Annotated in this window: 19 protein-coding genes; 10 read left to right on the top strand and 9 right to left on the bottom strand. The window is 74.0% G+C overall.

Annotation, left to right across the window (positions count from 1 at the left end; genetic code table 11):
* Positions 1–2: 2 nt before the first annotated feature.
* Positions 3–1,682: a beta-1,3-glucanase family protein gene (locus ACL02U_RS28460; protein ID WP_412793847.1), complete on the bottom strand. Its 1,680-nt coding sequence runs from the start codon at positions 1,680–1,682 to the stop codon at positions 3–5.
* Between the two features lie 338 nt (positions 1,683–2,020).
* On the opposite strand from ACL02U_RS28460, the gene ACL02U_RS28465 reads away from it, so the two are divergent.
* Positions 2,021–3,904, top strand: coding sequence for an arabinofuranosidase catalytic domain-containing protein (locus tag ACL02U_RS28465; RefSeq protein WP_412793848.1), 1,884 nt, complete (start codon positions 2,021–2,023; stop codon positions 3,902–3,904).
* A gap of 187 nt (positions 3,905–4,091) precedes the next feature.
* Here the strand turns inward: ACL02U_RS28465 and ACL02U_RS28470 are convergent, their stop codons facing one another.
* From ACL02U_RS28470 to ACL02U_RS28480, 3 genes are all read right to left on the bottom strand, one after another.
* Positions 4,092–4,592, bottom strand: a complete 501-nt coding sequence (locus ACL02U_RS28470) for an inorganic diphosphatase (protein ID WP_412793849.1) — start codon at positions 4,590–4,592, stop codon at positions 4,092–4,094.
* 144 nt (positions 4,593–4,736) lie between these two features.
* A complete protein-coding gene (locus ACL02U_RS28475) occupies positions 4,737–5,408 on the bottom strand; it encodes a DedA family protein (protein WP_412793850.1) in 672 nt (223 codons plus the stop codon).
* 161 nt (positions 5,409–5,569) lie between these two features.
* The gene (locus ACL02U_RS28480; RefSeq protein ID WP_412793851.1) at positions 5,570–6,748 is read right to left on the bottom strand and encodes a YihY/virulence factor BrkB family protein; all 1,179 of its coding nucleotides are present in this window, start codon (positions 6,746–6,748) and stop codon (positions 5,570–5,572) included.
* A gap of 126 nt (positions 6,749–6,874) precedes the next feature.
* Here ACL02U_RS28480 and ACL02U_RS28485 point away from each other — a divergent pair, with 126 nt between their 5' ends.
* Entirely contained in the window at positions 6,875–7,330 is a 456-nt protein-coding gene (locus ACL02U_RS28485) for an RpiB/LacA/LacB family sugar-phosphate isomerase (protein ID WP_412793852.1), read from the top strand.
* Positions 7,331–7,386: 56 nt separating this feature from the next.
* Here ACL02U_RS28485 and ACL02U_RS28490 read toward each other — a convergent pair whose 3' ends face one another.
* Both ACL02U_RS28490 and ACL02U_RS28495 read right to left on the bottom strand, forming a co-directional pair.
* Positions 7,387–7,965 carry a hypothetical protein gene (locus tag ACL02U_RS28490; protein ID WP_412793853.1) on the bottom strand — a complete coding sequence of 193 codons (579 nt, stop codon included), beginning with the start codon at positions 7,963–7,965 and terminating at the stop codon, positions 7,387–7,389.
* 173 nt (positions 7,966–8,138) lie between these two features.
* Positions 8,139–8,540: an STAS domain-containing protein gene (locus tag ACL02U_RS28495; RefSeq protein ID WP_412793854.1), complete on the bottom strand. Its 402-nt coding sequence runs from the start codon at positions 8,538–8,540 to the stop codon at positions 8,139–8,141.
* A 246-nt stretch (positions 8,541–8,786) separates the two neighbouring features.
* Here ACL02U_RS28495 and ACL02U_RS28500 point away from each other — a divergent pair, with 246 nt between their 5' ends.
* From ACL02U_RS28500 to ACL02U_RS28530, 7 genes are all read left to right on the top strand, one after another.
* Positions 8,787–9,857: a zinc-dependent alcohol dehydrogenase family protein gene (locus ACL02U_RS28500; protein ID WP_412793864.1), complete on the top strand. Its 1,071-nt coding sequence runs from the start codon at positions 8,787–8,789 to the stop codon at positions 9,855–9,857.
* Positions 9,858–9,875: 18 nt separating this feature from the next.
* Positions 9,876–10,595, top strand: a complete 720-nt coding sequence (locus tag ACL02U_RS28505) for a pyridoxamine 5'-phosphate oxidase family protein (protein ID WP_412793855.1) — start codon at positions 9,876–9,878, stop codon at positions 10,593–10,595.
* A gap of 131 nt (positions 10,596–10,726) precedes the next feature.
* Positions 10,727–11,167, top strand: a complete 441-nt coding sequence (locus ACL02U_RS28510) for a pyridoxamine 5'-phosphate oxidase family protein (RefSeq protein WP_412793856.1) — start codon at positions 10,727–10,729, stop codon at positions 11,165–11,167.
* A gap of 305 nt (positions 11,168–11,472) precedes the next feature.
* Entirely contained in the window at positions 11,473–12,294 is an 822-nt protein-coding gene (locus ACL02U_RS28515) for a universal stress protein (protein ID WP_412793857.1), read from the top strand.
* A gap of 119 nt (positions 12,295–12,413) precedes the next feature.
* Entirely contained in the window at positions 12,414–14,798 is a 2,385-nt protein-coding gene (locus tag ACL02U_RS28520; protein ID WP_412793858.1) for a phosphoketolase, read from the top strand.
* Positions 14,799–14,943: 145 nt separating this feature from the next.
* The gene (locus ACL02U_RS28525) at positions 14,944–15,555 is read left to right on the top strand and encodes a hypothetical protein (RefSeq protein ID WP_412793859.1); all 612 of its coding nucleotides are present in this window, start codon (positions 14,944–14,946) and stop codon (positions 15,553–15,555) included.
* 392 nt (positions 15,556–15,947) lie between these two features.
* A complete protein-coding gene (locus ACL02U_RS28530) occupies positions 15,948–16,862 on the top strand; it encodes a universal stress protein (RefSeq protein ID WP_412793860.1) in 915 nt (304 codons plus the stop codon).
* Positions 16,863–16,916: 54 nt separating this feature from the next.
* Here ACL02U_RS28530 and ACL02U_RS28535 read toward each other — a convergent pair whose 3' ends face one another.
* The 3 genes from ACL02U_RS28535 to ACL02U_RS28545 all read right to left on the bottom strand — a co-directional run bounded on the left by ACL02U_RS28535 (position 16,917) and on the right by ACL02U_RS28545 (position 18,995).
* Positions 16,917–17,717 carry a nucleotidyltransferase domain-containing protein gene (locus tag ACL02U_RS28535; RefSeq protein WP_412793865.1) on the bottom strand — a complete coding sequence of 267 codons (801 nt, stop codon included), beginning with the start codon at positions 17,715–17,717 and terminating at the stop codon, positions 16,917–16,919.
* A gap of 123 nt (positions 17,718–17,840) precedes the next feature.
* Positions 17,841–18,293 carry a pyridoxamine 5'-phosphate oxidase family protein gene (locus ACL02U_RS28540; protein ID WP_412793861.1) on the bottom strand — a complete coding sequence of 151 codons (453 nt, stop codon included), beginning with the start codon at positions 18,291–18,293 and terminating at the stop codon, positions 17,841–17,843.
* A gap of 285 nt (positions 18,294–18,578) precedes the next feature.
* The gene (locus tag ACL02U_RS28545) at positions 18,579–18,995 is read right to left on the bottom strand and encodes a hypothetical protein (protein ID WP_412793862.1); all 417 of its coding nucleotides are present in this window, start codon (positions 18,993–18,995) and stop codon (positions 18,579–18,581) included.
* A 304-nt stretch (positions 18,996–19,299) separates the two neighbouring features.
* Between ACL02U_RS28545 and ACL02U_RS28550 the strand changes: the two genes are divergently transcribed.
* Positions 19,300–19,992: a response regulator gene (locus ACL02U_RS28550; protein ID WP_412793863.1), complete on the top strand. Its 693-nt coding sequence runs from the start codon at positions 19,300–19,302 to the stop codon at positions 19,990–19,992.
* The last annotated feature ends 120 nt before the right edge of the window (positions 19,993–20,112 follow it).

Here is a 20,112-nt window from a genome sequence, read left to right on the forward strand (position 1 = left end):
GGTCAGTTGCTGAAGGTGAACCAGTTGACGTTGACGAAGTCGACGGAGCTCTCCTCGAAGCTCAGGTAGACGTCGTGCACGCCGGTGACCGCGCGGGTGATGTTGGCGGGTACGGTGCGCCAGGACTGCCAGCCGCCGGTCGACGCCAGGTCGATCTCGGCCACCTGCGGTCCACCCGCGCTGTCCAGCCGCACCCGGACCGCGCCGCTGACGCCGGCCCCCGCGCCCGAGGCGACCCGGGCCAGGAACTGCGTGGGGGAGGAGGAGCCGAAGTCCACCGAGGCGTACCTCAGCCAGTCGCCGCCCGAGAGGTAGCCGACGTCGCGGCCGCCGCCGGTGTCGGTGCACGTCTCGGTCTGCGTGCCGTTCTGCGAGGCGTAGTCCTCCGCCTGGATGGTGGAGTAGGCGCTCGTGCCGCCGCCGGGAGGCGGGTTCGTCGAGCCGCTGCCGGGGCCCAGGGTGACGGTCCAGGAGGTGGGCGCCGAATCCTGGAGGTGCCCGTCCACCGGCGCGGCGCCGGTGGGACCGACGTCGTCGTAGGGGAAGGCGTAGCCCTTGGTGGCGTACTGGTGCACCAGGCGCGCGTAGTGGTTGGTGACCGACTCGGTGTAGTACTGGGCGGGGGTGACGCCGTTCGGCTGTGACGAGCCGCCGGCCACCAGGAGGCTGGAGCGGTTGAGCGCGGCGGCGAGGCGGGCGGCGACGGCGGAGCGGGCGTCGGCCCCGGAGTTGTACAGGGGGCCGCTGGCGCAGCCGAAGATGTCGGCCGCGGAGGGCTTGGTGAACGGCACCCCGTTGGTGTCGAGGCCGGCGAAGGTGAGTACGTCGCCGCTGACGGTGCCGGAGTAGGCGCCGATCGAGCCCTGGCCGTCCACGGTGAGGGTGTTGCCGCGGTAGTGGTCCCAGACCCGGTCCAGGTACGGGTTCCAGTAGGTGCCGAAGTCCACCGGGCTGTGCGACGGCGCGAGCACGCGCAGGACGGCTCCGGAGGAGTCGGTCGCCACCAGCCGGTCCCAGGGCGCGCCGTCCGCCGCGTGCTGCGCCTGCAGCCCGCCGGCGATGGAGGCCAGGGCGCCCGAGGGCAGTGCCGGCACCGACTGCGATCCGGCGGCGCCGGTGGTCGCCATCGAGACGGGCAGGGCGACCATGTCGACGTAGCTGATGTTGGCGTACAGGTTCGCCGCGTTGTACGTGAACTCGCAGAACGTCCAGCTCGTCTCCCAGTTGGGGTCGGAGCTGGTGAAACCGGGCTGCACCAGGCCGGGCACGCCGCCGTTGCCGCCGGGTGGGTTGACGAAGAACTGGATCTTGCGTCCGGTGGAGAACCACACGCGGCCGCCGATGACGTACTCGCCGAGGGTCAGCCGGGTGGGCGCGGAACCCGAGGCGCCGAGCGGGATGGAGTAGTCCGGTACCGGGGTGAGTACCGAGGAGGGGCTCGGCAGCCGCTGGAACCGTCCGTCCGCGGTGACGAAGCCGGGCCAACCGGAGGTGTCGGCGCCGGAGACGTAGGCGTACACCGGGGCGGAGCCGCCGGAGTTGTTGGCGAGGGCGAGGGGCAGCGAGGCCGCGGCCAGCGCGTCGGTCGACGAGCGGGAGGTCGCGGCGGTGGCCGAGGCGGCGAGCGGAAGGGCGGCCGTGGTGGCCGCCGCAGCGGTGAGAAGGGCACGGCGGGAAAGCACGACGGCCTCCAGAGTGGGGTGGGGGGAAGGCGCCTTGGGAGCGCTACCACTATTGGACTGCACCAATCGGCAGGTCAACCCGTCTGCAGCAGATGGAAGTTGATTCCCGGACTTGATGGCGTGCGGTCGGGTGGCGCACCCGCCATGGGTCCGCACGCAAACAAACATAAGTGGACGCTTCCCCGGGTGAGAAGAAAAAGGAAGCAACAAATATTGACGCGGTCGACCCGTGCGCGTACGTTCCGGCGGAGGCGTCGGGCGAGGTCGACTCGCCCGCCACACAGGCAAGTTGAGCTCCTCCCCCCTTCCTCCGTCACCGGGAGCACACCATGCGCCACGTGAGATCCGCCGCTGTGAGAGACCCCCGGTCAGGCGCCGAGGGGCCACCGGACCCGCGGGGCCTCGGCCGGCTGTCCTCCGCACTGGCGGCCCTTGCCCTCTTCCTCGGCCTGCTGATCGGCTTCCCCGCGGCCTCCCAGGCGGCGGGATCGCTGCCGTGCGACATCTACGGCGCCGCCGGCACCCCCTGCGTCGCCGCGCACAGCACCACACGCGCCCTGCTGTCGAACTACGACGGCCCCCTGTACCAGGTCACCCGTGCCTCGGACGGCGCCCGGGCCGACATCGGGGTGCTGTCGCCGGGCGGTTACGCCGACGCCGGCCGGCAGGACGCCTTCTGCCAGCGCACCACGTGCCGGATCACCGAGGTGTACGACCAGACCTCGCGCCACAACGACCTCCTCCCGGGGCCGGCCGGAACCGCCGGCGGCGCAGACCGCGGAGCGGACGCGAGCGAGATCGCGGTCACGGCCGGCGGGCACAAGGTGTACGGCATCTGGATCTCGCCGGGTGTCGGCTACCGCTACACCGGTGCGGCGTCCGGCGTCGCCGTGAACGGGCAGCCCGAGGGCGCCTACATGGTCGCCAGCGGCACGCACGTCGGCTCCGACTGCTGCTTCGACTACGGCAACGCCGAGAGCACCCCGGCCGACACCGGAAACGGCCACATGGACGCCGTGTCCATCGCCACCACCTGCTACTTCACCCCGTGCACCGGCAGCGGGCCCTGGGTCGAGGCCGACCTGGAGAACGGCATGTTCCAGGGCGACAACGGCTCCAACACCGCCAACCGCGGCAACAGCACCGCCTTCGTCACGGCGGTGCTGAAGAACGACGGCCGGACCAGGTACGCCCTCAAGGGCGGCGACTCCCGTTCCGGCCCGCTCACCACCTGGTGGGACGGCGCACTGCCGACACGCGGCGGCTACCGGCCCATGCAGCAGGAGGGCGGCATCATCCTGGGCACCGGCGGGGACAACAGCAACCGGAACCGGGGCACCTTCTTCGAGGGCGTCATGGTCGCCGGCTACCCGAGCGACGCCGCCGAGAACGCCGTCCAGGCGAACATCGTCTCCGTCGGCTACGCGGGCGGGACCGACGTGCCCAACGGACCCCGGGGCACCGTCACCGGCCCCGGCGGCAAGTGCGTCGACGTCGCGGCCGACGACACCGGCACCGACGGCACGGCCGTCCAACTGTGGGACTGCCAGACCTACGCCGAGGACCAGCACTGGCAGCACCACACCGACGGCTCCCTGAGCACCATCGGCCGATGCCTGGACATCGACGGCAACGGCACCGCCGCCGGCACCCCGGTGGAGTTGTGGGACTGCAACGGTGTCGGCGGCCAGAAGTGGGTGCAGCAGAGCGACGGTTCGCTGCTGAACCCGCAGTCGGGCCGCTGCCTGGACTCGCCGAGCGGTGCGACCGGCAACGGCACCCGGCTGCAGATCTGGGACTGCAACGGCTCCGCGGCCCAGAAGTTCTCCGTCGACGGCGGTGGCCCGGTCTCCGGCCCCGGCGGGAAGTGCGTCGACGTCGCCGCGGACGACACCGGAGGTGACGGAGCGGCTGTCCAGTTGTGGGACTGCCAGTCCTGGGCCGTCGACCAGCACTGGTACCACCAGGCCGACGGTTCGCTGCGGACGCTGGGCCGATGCCTGGACATCGACGGCAACGGCACCGCCGCCGGCACCCCGGTGGAGCTGTGGGACTGCAACGGTGTCGGCGGCCAGAAGTGGGTCCAGCAGGGGGACGGTTCGCTGCTGAACCCGCAGTCGGGTCGCTGCCTGGACTCGCCGAGCGGTGCGACCGGCAACGGCACCCGGCTGCAGATCTGGGACTGCAACGGCTCCGCGGCGCAGCGGTTCGCGCTGACCTGACGCCGGCGGCCGGACGGCCGGTCACCGGCACCCCGGGGGTACGGGAGGGGAACGGCCCCATGCCCCCGGACGGCCCGCTGCGTGCCCCGGCACGTCGAGGGCCGTATCCGGCGGCCGTATCCGGCGGCGGTGTCCGGCGGCCGTATCCGGCGGCCGTATCCGGCGGCGGTACTCCGTGTTCCGGCGGTCAGTCCCGGCGGGCGGCCGCCGCCTGCTCGGCCCGGGCGCGCGACCTCTCGATCTCCGCGTAGGCCTGGTCGCGGCCCTCCCAGTGGGAGCCCTCGACGCTCTTCCCCGGCTCCAGGTCCTTGTAGACCTCGAAGAAGTGGGTGATCTCCAGCCGGTCGAACTCGGGGATGTCCTGCATGTCCTGGACGGAGGCGTGGCGCGGGTCGTGCGCGGGCACGCAGAGGACCTTCTCGTCGGGTCCGCGCTCGTCCTTCATCACGAACATGCCGACGGCGCGGCACTCGATCGTGCAGCCGGGGAACGTGGGCTCGCCGACCAGGACCAGCGCGTCGAGCGGATCGCCGTCGCGTCCCAGAGTGCCGTCGATGTAGCCGTAGTCGGCCGGATACTTGGTGGAGGTGAACAGCAGCCGATCCAGACGGATGCGGTGCAGTTCGTGGTCCATCTCGTACTTGTTGCGGGACCCCTGGGGGATCTCCACGATCACGTCGAACTCCACTGTGCCTCCTTGACTCGGGAGCCGGCCCGGCAGCGACGGACACCGCGCCACCGCAGCCGGGGTGCCGCGTCCCCCGATCGTGACCCGCGGCGCGGGCGGCCCACCGCAGACACGCCCGGGCGGAGCACACCCGGGCGGGTCCGGTCAGGTCCCGTCGCGGCGGTCCGCGGAACCCTCCCCGGGCGGGGCCGCGTCCGGGGCCCCGGGCGGAGCTTCGTCGCGCCGGTGCCGACGGAAATGCCGAACGGCCAGGGCCCCGACGACCAGAACCGCCAGCAGGACGGCGATACCCCGGCCGACCAGGCTCTCCACGCGCTGGTACGCCGCTCCCGCGGCATAGCCGAGGAAGACGTACCCGACGCCCCAGACGAGTCCGCCCAGGGCGTTGAACAGCAGGAACCGCCCGTACCGCAGATGTGAGACGCCTGCCAGGGCGGGCACGAGCGCCCGGAGGAACGCGACGAAGCGGCCGAGGAACACCGCGACGGGGCCGCGGCGGCGGATCAGGTCGCGGGCCCCCTCCACACGCTCGGCATGGCGTCGCAGCGGGCGAGCACGCAGCAGCGGAGGACCGAAACGCCGGCCGACCTCGTAGCCCACGCTGTCCCCGGCGATCGCGGCGAGCACGACCACGGCCGCGAGCCACCACGGATCGACGGTGCCCTGCCGGGCCAGCACCCCGCCGACCACGACGGCCGTCTCACCGGGCAGCACGAAGCCGAAGAACAGGGCGTCCTCGGCGAAGACCAGAGCGGCCACCACCGCGTACACCGTCGGCCCGGGCAGCCGGGTGAGCCACTGGACGACGGCGTTCATACGCCGGCTCCCTCCGTCCGTCCGGGGGACGACCACCGCTTCGGTGGGACGTCCGTTCTCTGCGCTCCCCTGGGTCATCCTGCACCGGAATCCGAATCCGCACCGGATCGGTGAGCCGTGGTCGGCCGGCGGTGTCCCGGCAGGGCTCAGGTGAGCCGAGGTCAGCCGGCGGTGTTCCGGCGGGGCTCCTCCTCGTCCCGCCCGCCCCAGTCCTGTCCGGCCCGGCCCTGCCCGCCCGAGTCGCGTCTGCCGCGGTGCAGCGGACTCCCGCCCCGTGCGTCGGCCGGCGCGCCGGCCCCGCCGGGACCCGCGTCAGCACCCGCGTCAGGTCCCGCGTCCGGGCCGGTGTCGTTGGCCTCCGGGTACGGGCGCCCGTGGAACTCGACGGTGACCTTCTGGAAGCCCTTGAAACTCTCCGTGAGGGCGTAGGAGCGGTATGCCCTGCGGTCGGCGTGGCTCAGCCGGACGTCGTCGGTGAACGGGGTGAGCAGACTGCGCGGCCACAGCCGCCGGGCGTGCACCGCAGCGGTCTCCACGGTGAGCACGAAGACCAGCGCCGCGAGGTACAGCCAGGCCAGCAGCCCCAGCACGATGCCGAACATCCCGTAGGTGGCGCCGGCACCGCTCAGGTAGTGCCGCACGTAGAAGGCCCCGCCCCACTGCAGCAGCTGCCAGGCGCAGGCACCGCCCAGCGCGGGAGCCCACAGGTGGCGGGTGCCCAGCTCCGCGTGGGTGAGGATCCTGACGGTCAGCACCCACAGCACGGCGTTCAGCAGCACGACGGCGAGGACGGTGCCCGCCCGCGCCTGGCCGCCGACGTTCAGCCCGAACGCGTGCGCCGAGGCAGCCGCCGTGGTCAGCACGGTGGTGGCGATCAGGCCGAGGGCCAGCAGGCCGATGAAGAACAGACCGCGCAACCGGGACCGCAGCGGGTTCGGGCGCGCGTGCCGGGGCACCGCCCAGATCTTGTTCAGCGCGTGCTGGAGGGCCTGAGCCACTCCCAGTGCGCCGTAGACGCTGCCGACGACACCCACGGCCAGGGCGACCCCGTTGCCGCGGAAGGAGTGGATGTTCTCCTTGAGCTGGGAACCGAGCACCGGGAACTTGCGCAGCGCCGAGTTCAGGATGCGATTCTGCAGCTCGGGGTCGTTCTGCAGCACGACCGCCAGTGTGGACACCAGGAGCAGCAGGAGCGGGAAGAGGGACAGGAAGGCGTAGTAGGCGATCAGGGCGGCAAGGTAGATCCCCTGGTCATCGGCGAACTTGTACACCACACCCAGTGGCATGCCGAACCAGTGATGCCGTCGCTGGAAGGCGTCGAACCTGCGCACCACGTCCATTGCGGGATACGGGTACCACGGCACCCCCGCCGGTAACCGGTGCCGACCCGGCCGTACCCGCCCGGCCCGGCGTACGCCCGGTCCGTGCCGCGCTGCTCGCGGTGCGGGGGCGGTAGGCTCCGGGCCATGCGGATCTCCGTCTCCTCCGACATGGACGAACCCGTGGCCCGCGCCCTGGTCGCCGAGCTGGAGCGGCGCGGCCACCAGGTGGCGAGGCACGGGGCGCTGCTGCCCGGCGACGACCCGCAGTGGGCGCCCTGCACCGAGGCGGCGGCCCGGGAGGTCGCGGCCGGACGCGCGGAACAGGCGGTGGTGTGCTGCTGGACCGGCACGGGCGCCTCGATCGCCGCGAACAAGGTGCCCGGGGTGCGGGCCGCTCTGTGCACCGACGGCTACACGGCCGCCGGCGCGCGGCGCTGGAACGACGCCAACGTGCTGGCGCTGAGCCTGCGGCTGACCTCCGAGCCCCTGCTGAACGAGATCCTCGACGCCTGGTTCGCCGGCGAGGCCGGCACGGACGCCGAGGACCGGCAGAACGTGGCCCGGGTGAACCGCCTCGACGCGGATCGCGCACCGCGGTAGGCCCACCCGGAAGCCGGCCCGGCAGGCGAGCGCCGGCCTCTCCGGCGCGGCGGGCGTCAGCCGGTCTTGTGGCTCCAGCCGGGCTCCACCACGGCCCACTCGCTGCCCCATGCGTCGATGCGCCGCCGGTCCAGCCGCCACCGCACGACGGCCCCGGTGCCCCACGCCAGCCCGGCCAGCCCCAGCGCCGCCGCGCCACCGAACACGGCGGCCTCCACGGACGCCTCGGTACTGCTCGCCGGCCTCGTGGTCAGCGCACCGCCGGAGTCCAGCCACACCTCGACCGTGGCCCCGGCGGGCAGACCCGAGCGCACCAGGGTCCGCCCGGTGTGCACGGTGCCGTCGGGGGTCGTCCAGCGGACCGCGGCCGAGGTCCGGGCGGAGCTTCCGACACTGCCGGTCTCCCGCGGTGCGTCCGTGACCAGCACGGCACGAGTCGGATGCCGGGTGTCGCGCTGTTCGGCGAAGACGGCGTCGGCGGCGTGCGCCGACACCAGGCCGACGAGCGTGCCCCCCACGAGCACGACCAGCCACACCGCCAGTACGACCCATGCCTCGATGACGTCGTCGCGCCGCCGCAGCGGGTTGCCGCGCCACCGCCACAGGGCCTTCGTCGTACGCTGCCTGCCGCTCATCCGTCCCCACCTCCCAACCGTCCTCAAGACCGGGCCGTCCAGTCCTCGCCGCCCCCGGCGTCCCGGCCCCCGACGGTTTCGACGATGTCAGCCTCCGTGCGGTGCCGGCATGGGCCGATCAGGGGAGGAAGGGGGGACCGTTCGGGACCCTGTGAGGCGCGCGGTGGGGCCGTTCAGCCCGGCGTGTCCGTGCCGTGCGTCCCCGGCGGCGGCGCCTGACCGGCACCGAGCACCTCCGGCAGGCGGGCCAGGACGTCGAAGACGCCCTGCAGCCCGACCCGGTCCAGCAGGTCCGGCAGCCGCGCGCTGTCCGCGACCAGCCGCAGCCGGCCGCGCCGCTGCAGCGCGCGGTTCCGGGCCCGGCACAGCACACCCAGCCCGGAGCAGTCGATGAACTCCACGGCCCGCAGGTCGATCACCACGTCCGGACGCGGACCCGCCGTCAGCAGGTCGAGGCGCGCCGACAGCGGCGCCGCCGACACCAGATCGAGGTCGTCGCACACCGCGACCACCGTCGTCCCGGCTACGACCCGCTCGCTGGTCCCCGGAGCAGGGGACGTGAAGGATCCGGCCATGCGGTCGAGCCAAGCCGACCGGCCCGGCGGGCGGTAGGGCCGACCGGTCCCTCCCGCACGGGCGGCCCGGCCGCAGACCACGACGACCCCGACCGGCGGACCACCGGGGCCGACCGGCCCAAGCGCCGCCACCGGCGCGCCCGACAAGGTGGACATGTGGCGCACATCGGTGCCATGTGCCGGAGCGCCACCGACCGGGCGCGCGCCCACGCCGCGCGCCGAGCAACCGAGCAGGGAAGGAACGTCATGAAGGGCTTCGTCTTCCACGGCTCCGGCCGCTCCTCCTGGCAGGACGTCCCCGATCCGGCCCTCGCGGAGCCGACCGACGCCATCGTCCGCGTCACCGCCGTCACCATCTGCGGCACCGACCTGCACATCCTCAAGGGCGATGTGCCCGAGGTGCCCGAGGGAACGGTCCTCGGCCACGAGGCGGTCGGCGAGGTCGTGGAGACCGGCTCCGACGTGCGCAGCGTGCGCCCCGGCGACCGCGTCCTGGTCTCCTGCATCACCGCCTGCGGCCGCTGCGGCTACTGCCGCGCCGGCGCGTACGGCCAGTGCCGCGGCGGCGGAGGCTGGATCCTCGGCCACCTGATCGACGGCACCCAGGCGGAGTACGTCCGCGTGCCCTACGCCGACCTCTCCGTGCACCCGCTGCCCGCGACCCTGTCCGACCAGGACGCCGTGCTGCTCGCCGACATCTTCCCGACCGCCTACGAGGTCGGCGTGCTCAACGGCCGGGTGCAGCCCGGCGACACCGTCGCCGTGGTCGGTGCGGGCCCGGTCGGGCTGGCCGCCGTCGCCACCGCCCGGCTCTTCAGCCCCGAGCGGATCCTCGTCGTCGACCCGGCCGCCGCCCGGCGGGAAGCGGCACGCAAGCTGGGCGCCGACGCCGTGGCGGAACCCGCCGAGACCCCCGAGCAACTGGTCGCCGACCTCACCGACGGTCTCGGCGCGGACGTCGTCGTCGAAGCAGTCGGGCTGCCGGAGACGTTCGAGCTGTGCACCCGCATGGTGCGCCCCGGCGGCCGCGTCGCCAACGTCGGCGTGCACGGCCGGCCCGCCACCCTGCACCTGGAGGACCTGTGGAGCAGGAACCTCACCCTCACCACCGGCCTGGTCGACACCCGCACCACCCCCGCCCTGCTGCGCATGGCCGCCGCCGGCCGGCTGCCCGTGTCGGAACTGGTCACCCACACGTTCCCGCTGGAACGCATGGAGGAGGCCTACGACATCTTCGGCCGGGCCGCCGACACCGGCGCGCTCAAGGTCGTGCTCGGCGGACAACCGCACGAGGAAGTGGCCGTCCGCACGGCCTGACGAGAGGACCTGACCGCCATGGCCGAGCAGACTTCACCGCACCGCGCGGCGGACGCCCCGGTACGCCCCGGGCCCGCCCCGCGCGTACCCGAGCACGAGGCCCCCGTGGGCGACCTCGGGCGGCGCCTGGCCCTGCGGCGCACGCAGCTCGGGCTCAGCCGTCGCGAGGCGGCCGCCCGCGCGGGCATGGCCGCCAGCTATCTGCGCCACCTGGAGGAGCACCCGGCCGCCACGCCCGGCGCCGGAGCCATGATCCGCCTGGCCGGCGCACTGGAAACCACCGTGGCCGAACTCACCGGCGGCACCGCGGACCAGCCGCCGGGCCCGGGAGAGGCCGTCCGCGGCGCCAGGTTCACCGCCCTGCAGCCCGAGGAGTGCCGCGCGCTGCTCGCCACCCACGGGGTGGGACGCCTGGCGGTGTCCACGGAGGACGGACCCGTCGTCGTGCCCGTGAACTACAGCATCGTCGACGGTGCCGTCGTCTTCCGCACCGCCGCGCACGCCACGCCCGCGCGGGCGGTGGGGCAGCGGGTGGCACTCGAGGTCGACCGGATCGACGAGGCGTTCAGCCGAGGCTGGAGCGTCCTGGTCCGCGGGGACGCCGAGGCGGTCACCGACTCCGCCGCGGTGCGCCGGCTGAACGGGCGCGCGCACAGCACCCCGTGGGCCGGCGGGCGGCGCTCCCAGTGGGTGCGCATCGTCCCGGTCGCCATTACCGGCCGCCGGATATCCGTCTGACCGGACGCCGGGCAGAGGACTCTCGTCCGCGACACCGGGACCGACGGCCCTCGGGCCGGCGGCACCGGCGGGCGGACGCTGAACACCGGGGTGCCGCGACCGCGGCACCGGGGAGAGACGGACGGACCTCCATGTACGTCAACGACGGATTCCGGGAGCTCGACCGGCAGGAGTGCATGCGCCTGCTGGCGAAGTCGGCCATCGGCCGCGTCGTGCACACCCGCCGCGCCCTGCCGGCGGTCCTTCCCGTCAACTTCTCCCTGGACCACGACGGAGCCGTGCTGATGCGCGCCTCCAAGGACTCCGAACTGGTGCGCGCCATCGACGGAGCCGTCGTCGCGTTCGAGGCCGACGACGTCGACCCGGCCCGGCACAGCGGCTGGAGCGTCGTCGTCACGGGCCCCGCGGCGGTCGTCACCGACGCAGCCGACCACGAACGCCTGGTGCGCACCGGCCCCCGCTCCTGGGCGCCCTCGCCCCAGGAGGTCTTCGTCCGGATCGAACCGGAGCTGGTGACCGGACGGGAACTCGTCGGCGGCCGCAGCCTGTACGGCCTCGACCGCCCCTTCTGACCGTCCCCGCCCGCCTCGACCCGCCGCTGCCGCCGGCTCCGCTTCGCCGCTGCCGCCGGCCGGGCCCCGCTCCGGCCGGCCGCGCCCGCCCAGCCGCCGCTCACCGGCCCCGGTCCGCCGGTCGGCCCCGCCCCGAGGGCCTTCCGGCGGCCGGCCGTGCCCCGGTGGCCCCTGCGCCCGGTGCCGGCGCCGGGCGCAGCATCGAGGCGCGCCCCCGCCGGACGGGAGCGGAGCAGCCGGCGCAGGATCCGGAGCATCCGGCAGGACAAGACCGGAGCACCGGCAGGAGACGAAGGGAACGGGTCATGACCCTCCAGCACGTGGCCGTCGGAGTCGACGGCTCCCTCAACGCCGTACGGGCCCTGGACCGGGCCGCGGACGAGGCCGCGCTGCGCGGCGCCGAACTGCGCGTCCTGTACGCGGTGCCCGACGCGGACGAGGCCGCGCCGGTGCTCGCCTCCGCCGAGGCCCGGGTGCGCGAACGCCACCCCGGACTGCCCCTCCTCACCGTCCCCGTGGAGGGCGGCGCCGTGCCCGCACTCGCCCGGGAGAGCGCCCGCGCGGTGCTGACTGTGGTCGGCACCCGCGGTCACGGGACCCTCACCGGCCTGCTGGCCGGCTCGGTCAGCGCACGCCTGGCCGCCCGGGCGCGAGGCCCGCTGCTCGTCGTCCGCGGCGACCACCCCTGCGACGGGGCCCAGCCGGTACTGCTCGGACTGGAGAGCGACGCGGACGCCGACGCGGCCGCCCGCGCCTTCGAGGAGGCGGAACTGCGCGGCGCCCCGCTGCGCGTGCTGCACGCCTCCACCCACCGCCACCTGACGCCCGAACTGCCCTCCCCGCTCCCGGCGACCAGCCCGGGCCAGCGCCATCAGGCCCGCGAGGAGCAGGCGGAGGAAGACGTGCCGCGGTTCGCCCTCACCCGTCTGCGGGAAGCCCACCCCGGGGTCGCGGTCGATGCCCGCACCGTCCGCACCGCTCCGGCCCACGCCCTGCCGGAGGCCACCCGCCAGGCCGGCCTGGTCGTCGTCGGAGCGCCTCGCCGCACCGGCGCGCCCAGCCCCGTCGTGCACGCACTGCTGCACGGCTCCCACTGCCCCGTGCTGCTGGTTCCGGCCGCCGGATGACGGACTCCACTCGGCCGGATGGGGCCGGTGGGCCCTGTCGGTAACCCCTCCGCGGGGCAAGGGTGGTGGGGTACGGACCGCAGAGACCGTCCCCGCACCGCCAACCGGAGGGAACCCGAATGTCCGTCGACACGCAGCAGGCGTCCCCGCGCCTCGGCCCCGACGAGCTGAGGACGCTGGACGCCCACTGGCGCGCCGCGAACTACCTGTCCGTCGGTCAGATCTACCTCATGGCCAACCCCCTGCTGACGGAGCCGCTGCGGCCGGAGCACATCAAGCCCCGGCTGCTGGGCCACTGGGGGACCTCGCCCGGCCTGAACCTGGTGTACACCCACCTCAACCGGGTGATCAGGGCACGCAACCTGAACGCGCTGTGCGTCTGGGGCCCCGGGCACGGAGGCCCCGCCGTGGTCGCGAACTCCTGGCTGGAGGGCACGTACACCGAGACCTACCCCGACGTCGGCCAGGACGCGGCCGGCATGGCGAGGCTGTTCAAGCAGTTCTCCTTCCCCGGCGGCATCCCCAGCCACGTCGCTCCCGAGACACCCGGCTCCATCCACGAGGGCGGCGAACTCGGCTACTCCCTGTCCCACGCCTACGGCGCCGCCCTCGACAACCCGGACCTCCTCGTCGCCTGCGTCATCGGCGACGGCGAGGCCGAGACCGGACCACTCGCCACGTCCTGGCACTCCAACAAGTTCCTCGACCCCGTGAACGACGGCGCCGTCCTGCCGATCCTGCACCTGAACGGCTACAAGATCGCCAACCCGACGGTGCTCGCCCGCCTCCCCGAACCCGAACTCGACGAACTGCTGCGGGGATACGGCCACGACCCGATCCACGTGACCGGTGACGACCCGTCAGCCGTCCACCGCGCCCTCGCCGAGGCCTTCGACACCGCCCTGGACCGCATCGCCGCCGCGCAGCGCGCCGCCCGCGAGGAGGGTGCCACCGCACGCCCGCACTGGCCGGTCGTCGTGCTGCGCACCCCCAAGGGCTGGACCGGCCCGGCGGAGGTCGACGGCGTTCCGGTGGCCGGGACCTGGCGCGCCCACCAGGTTCCGCTGGCCGCCGTGCGGGACAACCCCGATCACCTGCGCCAGCTGGAGGCCTGGCTGCGCTCCTACCGGCCCGAGGAACTCTTCGACGAGCACGGCGCGCCCCGCCCCGAGACGCTGGCCTGCGTACCCGAGGGCACGCGCCGCCTGGGCGCCACCCCGCACGCCAACGGCGGCCTGCTGGTACGTGAACTCCCGCTCCCCGAACTGGAGAAGTACGCCGTCCCCGTCGACAAGCCGGGAGCCACCCGCCACGAACCCACCCGGGTCCTCGGGGACCTGCTCCAGGACGTCATGCGGGCCACCGCCGAACGGCGCGACTTCCGCATCGTCGGCCCGGACGAGACCGCGTCCAACCGCCTGCAGGCCGTCTACGAGGCGAGCGGCAAGGCCTGGCAGGCCCAGACCCTCCAGGTCGACGAACACCTCGACCGGCACGGCCGGGTCATGGAGATCCTCTCCGAACACACCTGCCAGGGCTGGCTGGAGGGCTACCTGCTGACCGGCCGGCACGGACTGTTCTCCTGCTACGAGGCGTTCGTGCACATCGTCGACTCCATGGTCAACCAGCACGTCAAATGGCTGCGGGTGACCCGCAAGCTGCCGTGGCGCGCGCCCATCGCCTCCCTCAACTACCTGCTCACCTCGCACGTGTGGCGGCAGGACCACAACGGCTTCTCCCACCAGGACCCCGGCTTCGTCGACCACATCCTCAACAAGAGCCCCGAGGCCGTCCGGGTCTACCTGCCGCCGGACGCCAACACCCTGCTCTCCGTGGCCGACCACGCCCTGCGCAGCCGGGACTACGTCAACGTCGTCGTCGCCGGCAAGCAGCCCAGCTTCGACTGGCTGAGCATGGACCAGGCGCGCACGCACTGCGCGCGCGGCGCCGGGATCTGGGACTGGGCGGGCACCGAGGACAACAGCCGGGAGCCGGACGTGGTCCTCGGCTGCGCGGGCGACGTGCCGACCCTGGAGGTCCTGGCCGCCGCCCAGTTGCTCCGCCGCCACCTGCCCGGCCTGGCCGTGCGCGTCGTCAACGTCGTCGACATCGCCCGGCTGCTGCCCAGCGAGGAACACCCGCACGGCATGACCGACTTCGAGTACGACGGACTCTTCACCGCCGACAAACCGGTCATCTTCGCCTACCACGGCTACCCCTGGCTGATCCACCGACTCGCCTACCGCCGCACCGGGCACCGCCACCTGCACGTGCGGGGCTACAAGGAGATCGGCACCACCACCACGCCGTTCGACATGGTGGTGGGCAACGACATGGACCGCTACCGCCTCGTCATGGACGTCATCGACCGCGTACCCGGCCTCGCGGTGCGCGCCGCGTCCGTCCGGCAGCGCATGGAGGACACCCGGCTGCGCCACCACGACTGGATCCGCGTCCACGGCACCGACCTGCCGGAGGTCGCCGACTGGACCTGGGACGGCTGAGCCAACGAGGCCCGGACGAAGGGACGTTCGGGCCGGCGCCCGGGCCCCGTGGCCCCTGCGGTCCGGGCGCCGTGACGCGGGATATTGAAGTCGCAACGAGAGACGTACAAGACACCGCGTCACTCCCTCGGAGGGGATGAACACCATGGCCGTTCACGAAAACCCGCAACGCCACCTCGGTTTCCGCTTCCCGGCCCTGCGCCGGACCGGGACGGCGCCGGAGTCCGTCGGCACCCTGACGGCGACCAGCGCCCATGTCTTCGCCGGGCTGCGCCTGCTGACCGGTTTCGTGTTCCTGTGGGCGTTCCTCGACAAGACCTTCGGCCTCGGCTACGCGACCTCCTCCGGCAAGGGCTGGATCGACGGCGGCTCGCCGACCAAGGGCTTCCTCAGCCACGTCGCCGCCGGACCGATGGAGTCCACCTTCCACGCCTGGGCCGGCGCGGCCTGGGCGGACTGGCTGTTCATGCTCGGCCTTCTCGGCATAGGCGTCGCGCTGATGGCGGGCGTCGCGCTGCGGATCACCGCGGTCGCCGGAACGCTGCTGATGGCGTTCATGTGGCTGGCCGAGTGGCCGCCCGCCCAGCACCTGTCGGACGGCTCGCCGAGCATGTCGACGAACCCGTTCGTCGACTACCACCTCCTCTACGCGGCCGTCATGATCGCACTGGCCGCCGTCGGTGCCGGGGCCACCTGGGGCCTTGGACGGCTCTGGGCCTCGCTGCCCTTCGTCGAGCGCAACCAGTGGCTGCGCTGACCGGCACCGGCACCACCGCGCACCGCCCGGCGAGGCACCGCCCGCCGGGCGGTGCGCTGCCGTATGCGGCGGCGGGCGGGGAGGGGCGCACGGCCCAGGGCCCCGCCGCGGACCGCGCAACCCGCAGCGCCCGCCCCCGAGGTGCGCCCGCCGCAACAACCCGCCCCTGAGGGAACCACCCGCCCATGGAGGCAGGCGCCCCTGGAGGCAGGCGCCCCTGGAGGCAGGCGCCCCTGGAGGCAGGCGCCCCTGGAGGCAGGCGCCCCCACCTCTGGAGGCACCACCCGCCCTGACCCCGCCAGAGGACCAACGGCGCCCCAACGGGACCTGCAGCCCCTGCTGCACCGGACGCCTTCGACAGCACAGTGGGGCCACACCCGAAGGAGACCCAGATGCCCCGTACCGTCACCGTCGGCCTGGACGGCTCACCCGAGAGCCTGGCCGCCGCCGACTGGGCCGCCCGCGAGGCCCGGCTGCTCACCGCGGAACTCCGCCTCCTGCACGCGGGAGGGCGACCGCCCTCCGGCCGCGCACCGAGTGCGGGCGGGGCGGTACCGCCCCCCGCGGACCACGCGGACCACGCGGACCACGCGGACCACGCGGACCACGCGGACCACGCGGACCGTGCGGACCGCTCCACGGCCCTGCTCCAGCGGACCGAGGCGGCCCTCGCGCAGCGCTACCCCGGCCTCACAGTGACCTCCGGGCAGACCCCGGAGCGGCCCACCGCGGCGTTGACGGCAGCCGCCCGCGCGACGGAACTGCTGGTGCTCGGGTCGGCGGGCCCGGGCCGGACCGCCGGACTCCTCCCGGGTCCGGTGGCGGCAGCCGTACTGGCCCGTGCAGAACGACCGGTGGTGCTCGTCCCGGCGGACGGCAACGACACCGGACCGGGCGTGGGCCGCGGCGACGTCGTCCTGGGTGTCGCGCGGCCGGGCCGGCCCTCCGACGCCGTGCTGGAATTCGCCCTCGACGCCGCCGAACGGCGCGGAGCCGCTCTGCGGGTCGTGTGCGGCCGGGCGGCTCCGCCGCGGCCCGGTACCGGGCAGGGCACCGAGGACGACCTCCTCGGCCACGCGAGCGCAGCCCTGCACGAGGCACTGCGTCCCTGGCGGGACAAGTACCCGTGCGTCGAGGTGACGGAGGAGACGGTGATCGGCTCCGCCGGCGCCCACCTCGCGGACGCCGCACGGGACGCCTCACTGCTCGTCCTCGGGTGCCGCGCCCGACGGCCCGGCGTCGGGCCCGTCACCCGGACCGTGCTGCGGCACACCGGCGCGCCGGTCGCCCTGGTGCCCCACACTTAGCACCCCGGCCGCAGACCGTGATCACGCCGTACCCGAGGCACCGAGCACGCGTGATCACGTTGCGGAGGGGGCCCCGGGCGGGGCCTGCCGAGGGCTTCCGCCCGTGGCCAGAGCGTGCTTGATGCCGCGTCGTACGAAGGCCCGGGCGCGCATCCCCCGGCGGATGCGCCGCAAGCGGCCGATCGGCTCGGGACTTGCGTAGCGGCGCTCGCCGATGTCCCGGACCACGTCTGCGGGAGCGCCGATCTCCAGCAGCTCCGCGAGGGCTTCCCCCTTCGTGATCAGCCGCCCGTCGCGCAGCGTGACGGTGGCGCGGGCCAGGACCAGAAGCCCCAGGTCCACCCAGACGTCCCGGAGCCAGAGCCGGGGGCTGGCCGTGGCCGGCAGCCAGAACTCCGCCAGATCACGTCGGATGAAGTCCTCCAACTGCCCGGGCAGGAGCGGCGGAACCAGTTCCGCCGGCGGCGGCCCGTGGAGAGTGAGCCCGCCGTCGAGCAGCTCTCGGCGCGTCACCGGAGTCACCGGACGCCGCAGCATCGTGCCGTGGGCCCACGTGACGTGGTCGGTCCCGGCCTCGGGGAGCGCCGCTCCGACCACGTACGAGCAGTGCAACGCGGCTGCCGACGGTTCCTCCGCCAGGAGCCTCCGGTGCATGTCGACCAGTCGATCCCGGTCACCGGCGTCCAGGGGGTTTTCGACGACCGCGATGAGATCGAGGTCGCTGCGTCCGGGGCGGAAGTCGCCCAGCGCGAGCGAACCGTGAGCCCACACGGCCACCGTCGGCACCGCCTGCCTCACCGCGGAGACGAACCGCTTGAGCAGGAGATCCGTTTCGGTGGCAGCCACGGCCGCCATCCTCGCACGCGGTCGTCCCACGCGCCGGAGCATCCACGCGACCACGACCCATGGCAGGAGTACCCCGCCGGGTCGGAGCGACGGGCAGGCCTCGCCGGCGCGGTGCGGAGGGAGCGGCGCGCGTCACGCGTCGGTGGCGGCGAGCCGCAGCCCGGTGACCAGATCCGGGCGGATCCGCACCGCGTGGTCCATGGTGCGCTCCGCCCAGGGATGCAGGAGCCGCTGGTAGCGCGCGAGTTCCGCGGGGTCCGTCACCAGATGGGCGTAGCCGGTCACCACGACGCTCCAGCCCAGGTGCGTGTCCGGATCGATGGTGTCCGCCTCGTACGCCACGACGACGCCGGGCCCGCGGGCCTGACCGGTGCGCGAGGTCAGTGCCGCCGCCGCGTGGGTGCGGATCACGATGTCGTCCCTGTCGAGGATGTGGTTGACGGGGCGGATCGTCGGCAGGGCGTGCTGGGTGAAGACGATCCTGCCGAACGAGACGCTGCCCAGCAGCCGCAGGGATTCGCGGCTGTCGAGCTCGATGGTTCGGCGGGAACCGACGGGAGTCGGACGGGCGTCGTGGAGGGCCATGGCGGGCTTCCGTGCGTGATCGGCGGTGGCTTGCGGGACGGACGGGACTGATCGGCCAGGCCCAGCGGACCATTCGATCCTGGGCCGGAACCGCGCGCTAGGGCCGTTCGGCCCTGGGAGTGAGGCCGGCGGACCCGCGCCGCCGCCCGCCCCGGCGGATGCCGGCCGGGAGCGGGCGCACTCCTCACCGAAGCAGCGGCCGGACGGCCGTGACGCCCGCCGGCCCACCGGCCCACCGGCCCGCCGCCCGGCTCGGCTGCGCCGACCGGCGGGCCGGGGCCGCTGTCAGACGGACTCGCTCCGGTCCTCCCGGCCGATGTCCGGGCCGCCCCGCCAGGGCGGCGGCGCGGCGGTCCGACGGGCGTCGTCCCCACGGTGCGCCACGCGCTCCACCTGGCCGCGCAGCCGGTCCTGCAGCCGGTCCGCGAGTTCCCGGACGCTCGCCTCCCGCGCCCGGACGACGATCAGTTCGCCCCCCAACCGGATCTCGCCGCCCGCGCTCCACGGCTGTTCGGTGCGGTGGGCCGCGGCCCGGGAGACGCGCACCTCACCACCGAGCTCCGGCAGCCCCGGCCGGTCGAGCACCGCGTGCACCTTGGTGCGTACGTAGGAGAGCGAGGCCTCGTCCACATCGCCTTCGGCCGCCCGCACCCGGACGGCTGCCGTGGTCGTCTCCGGGAGGCCCGGTTCTCTGGTGGTCATGTGCTCCGCTCCTTCGGTCGCGTTTCCGGGTCTCCACGCTCGCGCCGCCCGCGCCCGCGTCCCAGGGGCCACCCGGCCCCGCTCCCGGGCCGGCAGTCCTGCCCGGTGCGGCATGCGGACCCGGTCCCGGGGTACGAATCCCGGACGGGTACGCGCGGAAGCAGAGTGACCAAGGGCCGACCGGCCCTGGCCTTCCGGCCCGGACATGGCGAAAGATAGGGCCGGGTACCGGGTACGTGCGGCGCGGCACGGAATCCGGTGCGCTCACGAGGACCACCCTGCCAGGACTTACTAGGAGCATTAGATGGCCGACAGCCGGCGCCCCGGCCCCGACGAACCGATCCGGGTCTTCCTGCTGGACGACCACGAGGTCGTGCGCCGCGGCGTGCACGACCTGCTCAACGACGAGGACGACATCTCCGTGGTCGGCGAGGCCGCCAACGCCGCCCAGGCCCTGGTGCGCGTCCCGGCGCTGCGCCCCGACGTGGCCGTGCTCGACGTCCGCCTGCCCGACGGGGACGGCGTCAGCGTCTGCCGGGAGCTGCGCTCACGCATGCCCGAACTGGCCTGCCTGATGCTGACCTCGTTCGACGACGAGGAGGCCCTGCTGGACTCCATCATGGCCGGCGCCTCCGGCTACGTGCTGAAGCAGATCCAGGGCTCCGACCTGGTCTCCGCCGTCCGCACGGTCGCCGCCGGGCAGTCCCTGCTGGACCCCAGCGCCACCACCCGGCTGATGGCCCGCCTGCGGCACGAGCAGGAGCCCGAACCGGAGCCGGACGAACTGCCGGGTCTGACCGACCGGGAGCGGGAGATCCTGGCGCTGATCGGCGAGGGGCTGACCAACCGGCAGATCGGCCAGCGCCTCTTCCTCGCGGAGAAGACCGTCAAGAACCACATCTCCCGCCTGCTCGCCAAGCTCGGCGTGGAGCGCCGCATCCAGGCCGCGGTGATCGCCACCCAGGCGCAGGACCGGCTCCGCCAGCACAATCACTGAGTCCCGGCGGCTGAATCCCGGTCCTTCGAAGCCGGCCGGCCCCCGAGGACCGGGCTTCTGCGGGGCGGCGGCAGCCGCCCCGGAGGTGCGGGCGCGCGTGCCCCTGCACGCAGACGGAAC

The sequence above is a fragment of the Streptomyces sp. MS06 genome (assembly GCF_047200655.1).
Taxonomy (GTDB): Bacteria; Actinomycetota; Actinomycetes; order Streptomycetales; family Streptomycetaceae; genus Streptomyces.

What these genes read in the sequence shown, in the direction of transcription:
- ACL02U_RS28475 (WP_412793850.1), bottom strand. Translation starts at nt 5,408, where the DNA reads ATGAACGCCGTCGTCCAGTGGCTCACCCGGCTGCCCGGGCCGACGGTG.
- ACL02U_RS28480 (WP_412793851.1), bottom strand. Translation starts at nt 6,748, where the DNA reads ATGGACGTGGTGCGCAGGTTCGACGCCTTCCAGCGACGGCATCACTGG.
- ACL02U_RS28485 (WP_412793852.1), top strand. Translation starts at nt 6,875, where the DNA reads ATGCGGATCTCCGTCTCCTCCGACATGGACGAACCCGTGGCCCGCGCC.
- ACL02U_RS28490 (WP_412793853.1), bottom strand. Translation starts at nt 7,965, where the DNA reads ATGAGCGGCAGGCAGCGTACGACGAAGGCCCTGTGGCGGTGGCGCGGC.
- ACL02U_RS28495 (WP_412793854.1), bottom strand. Translation starts at nt 8,540, where the DNA reads ATGGCCGGATCCTTCACGTCCCCTGCTCCGGGGACCAGCGAGCGGGTC.
- ACL02U_RS28500 (WP_412793864.1), top strand. Translation starts at nt 8,787, where the DNA reads ATGAAGGGCTTCGTCTTCCACGGCTCCGGCCGCTCCTCCTGGCAGGAC.
- ACL02U_RS28505 (WP_412793855.1), top strand. Translation starts at nt 9,876, where the DNA reads ATGGCCGAGCAGACTTCACCGCACCGCGCGGCGGACGCCCCGGTACGC.
- ACL02U_RS28510 (WP_412793856.1), top strand. Translation starts at nt 10,727, where the DNA reads ATGTACGTCAACGACGGATTCCGGGAGCTCGACCGGCAGGAGTGCATG.
- ACL02U_RS28515 (WP_412793857.1), top strand. Translation starts at nt 11,473, where the DNA reads ATGACCCTCCAGCACGTGGCCGTCGGAGTCGACGGCTCCCTCAACGCC.
- ACL02U_RS28520 (WP_412793858.1), top strand. Translation starts at nt 12,414, where the DNA reads ATGTCCGTCGACACGCAGCAGGCGTCCCCGCGCCTCGGCCCCGACGAG.
- ACL02U_RS28525 (WP_412793859.1), top strand. Translation starts at nt 14,944, where the DNA reads ATGGCCGTTCACGAAAACCCGCAACGCCACCTCGGTTTCCGCTTCCCG.
- ACL02U_RS28530 (WP_412793860.1), top strand. Translation starts at nt 15,948, where the DNA reads ATGCCCCGTACCGTCACCGTCGGCCTGGACGGCTCACCCGAGAGCCTG.
- ACL02U_RS28535 (WP_412793865.1), bottom strand. Translation starts at nt 17,717, where the DNA reads ATGGCGGCCGTGGCTGCCACCGAAACGGATCTCCTGCTCAAGCGGTTC.
- ACL02U_RS28540 (WP_412793861.1), bottom strand. Translation starts at nt 18,293, where the DNA reads ATGGCCCTCCACGACGCCCGTCCGACTCCCGTCGGTTCCCGCCGAACC.
- ACL02U_RS28545 (WP_412793862.1), bottom strand. Translation starts at nt 18,995, where the DNA reads ATGACCACCAGAGAACCGGGCCTCCCGGAGACGACCACGGCAGCCGTC.
- ACL02U_RS28550 (WP_412793863.1), top strand. Translation starts at nt 19,300, where the DNA reads ATGGCCGACAGCCGGCGCCCCGGCCCCGACGAACCGATCCGGGTCTTC.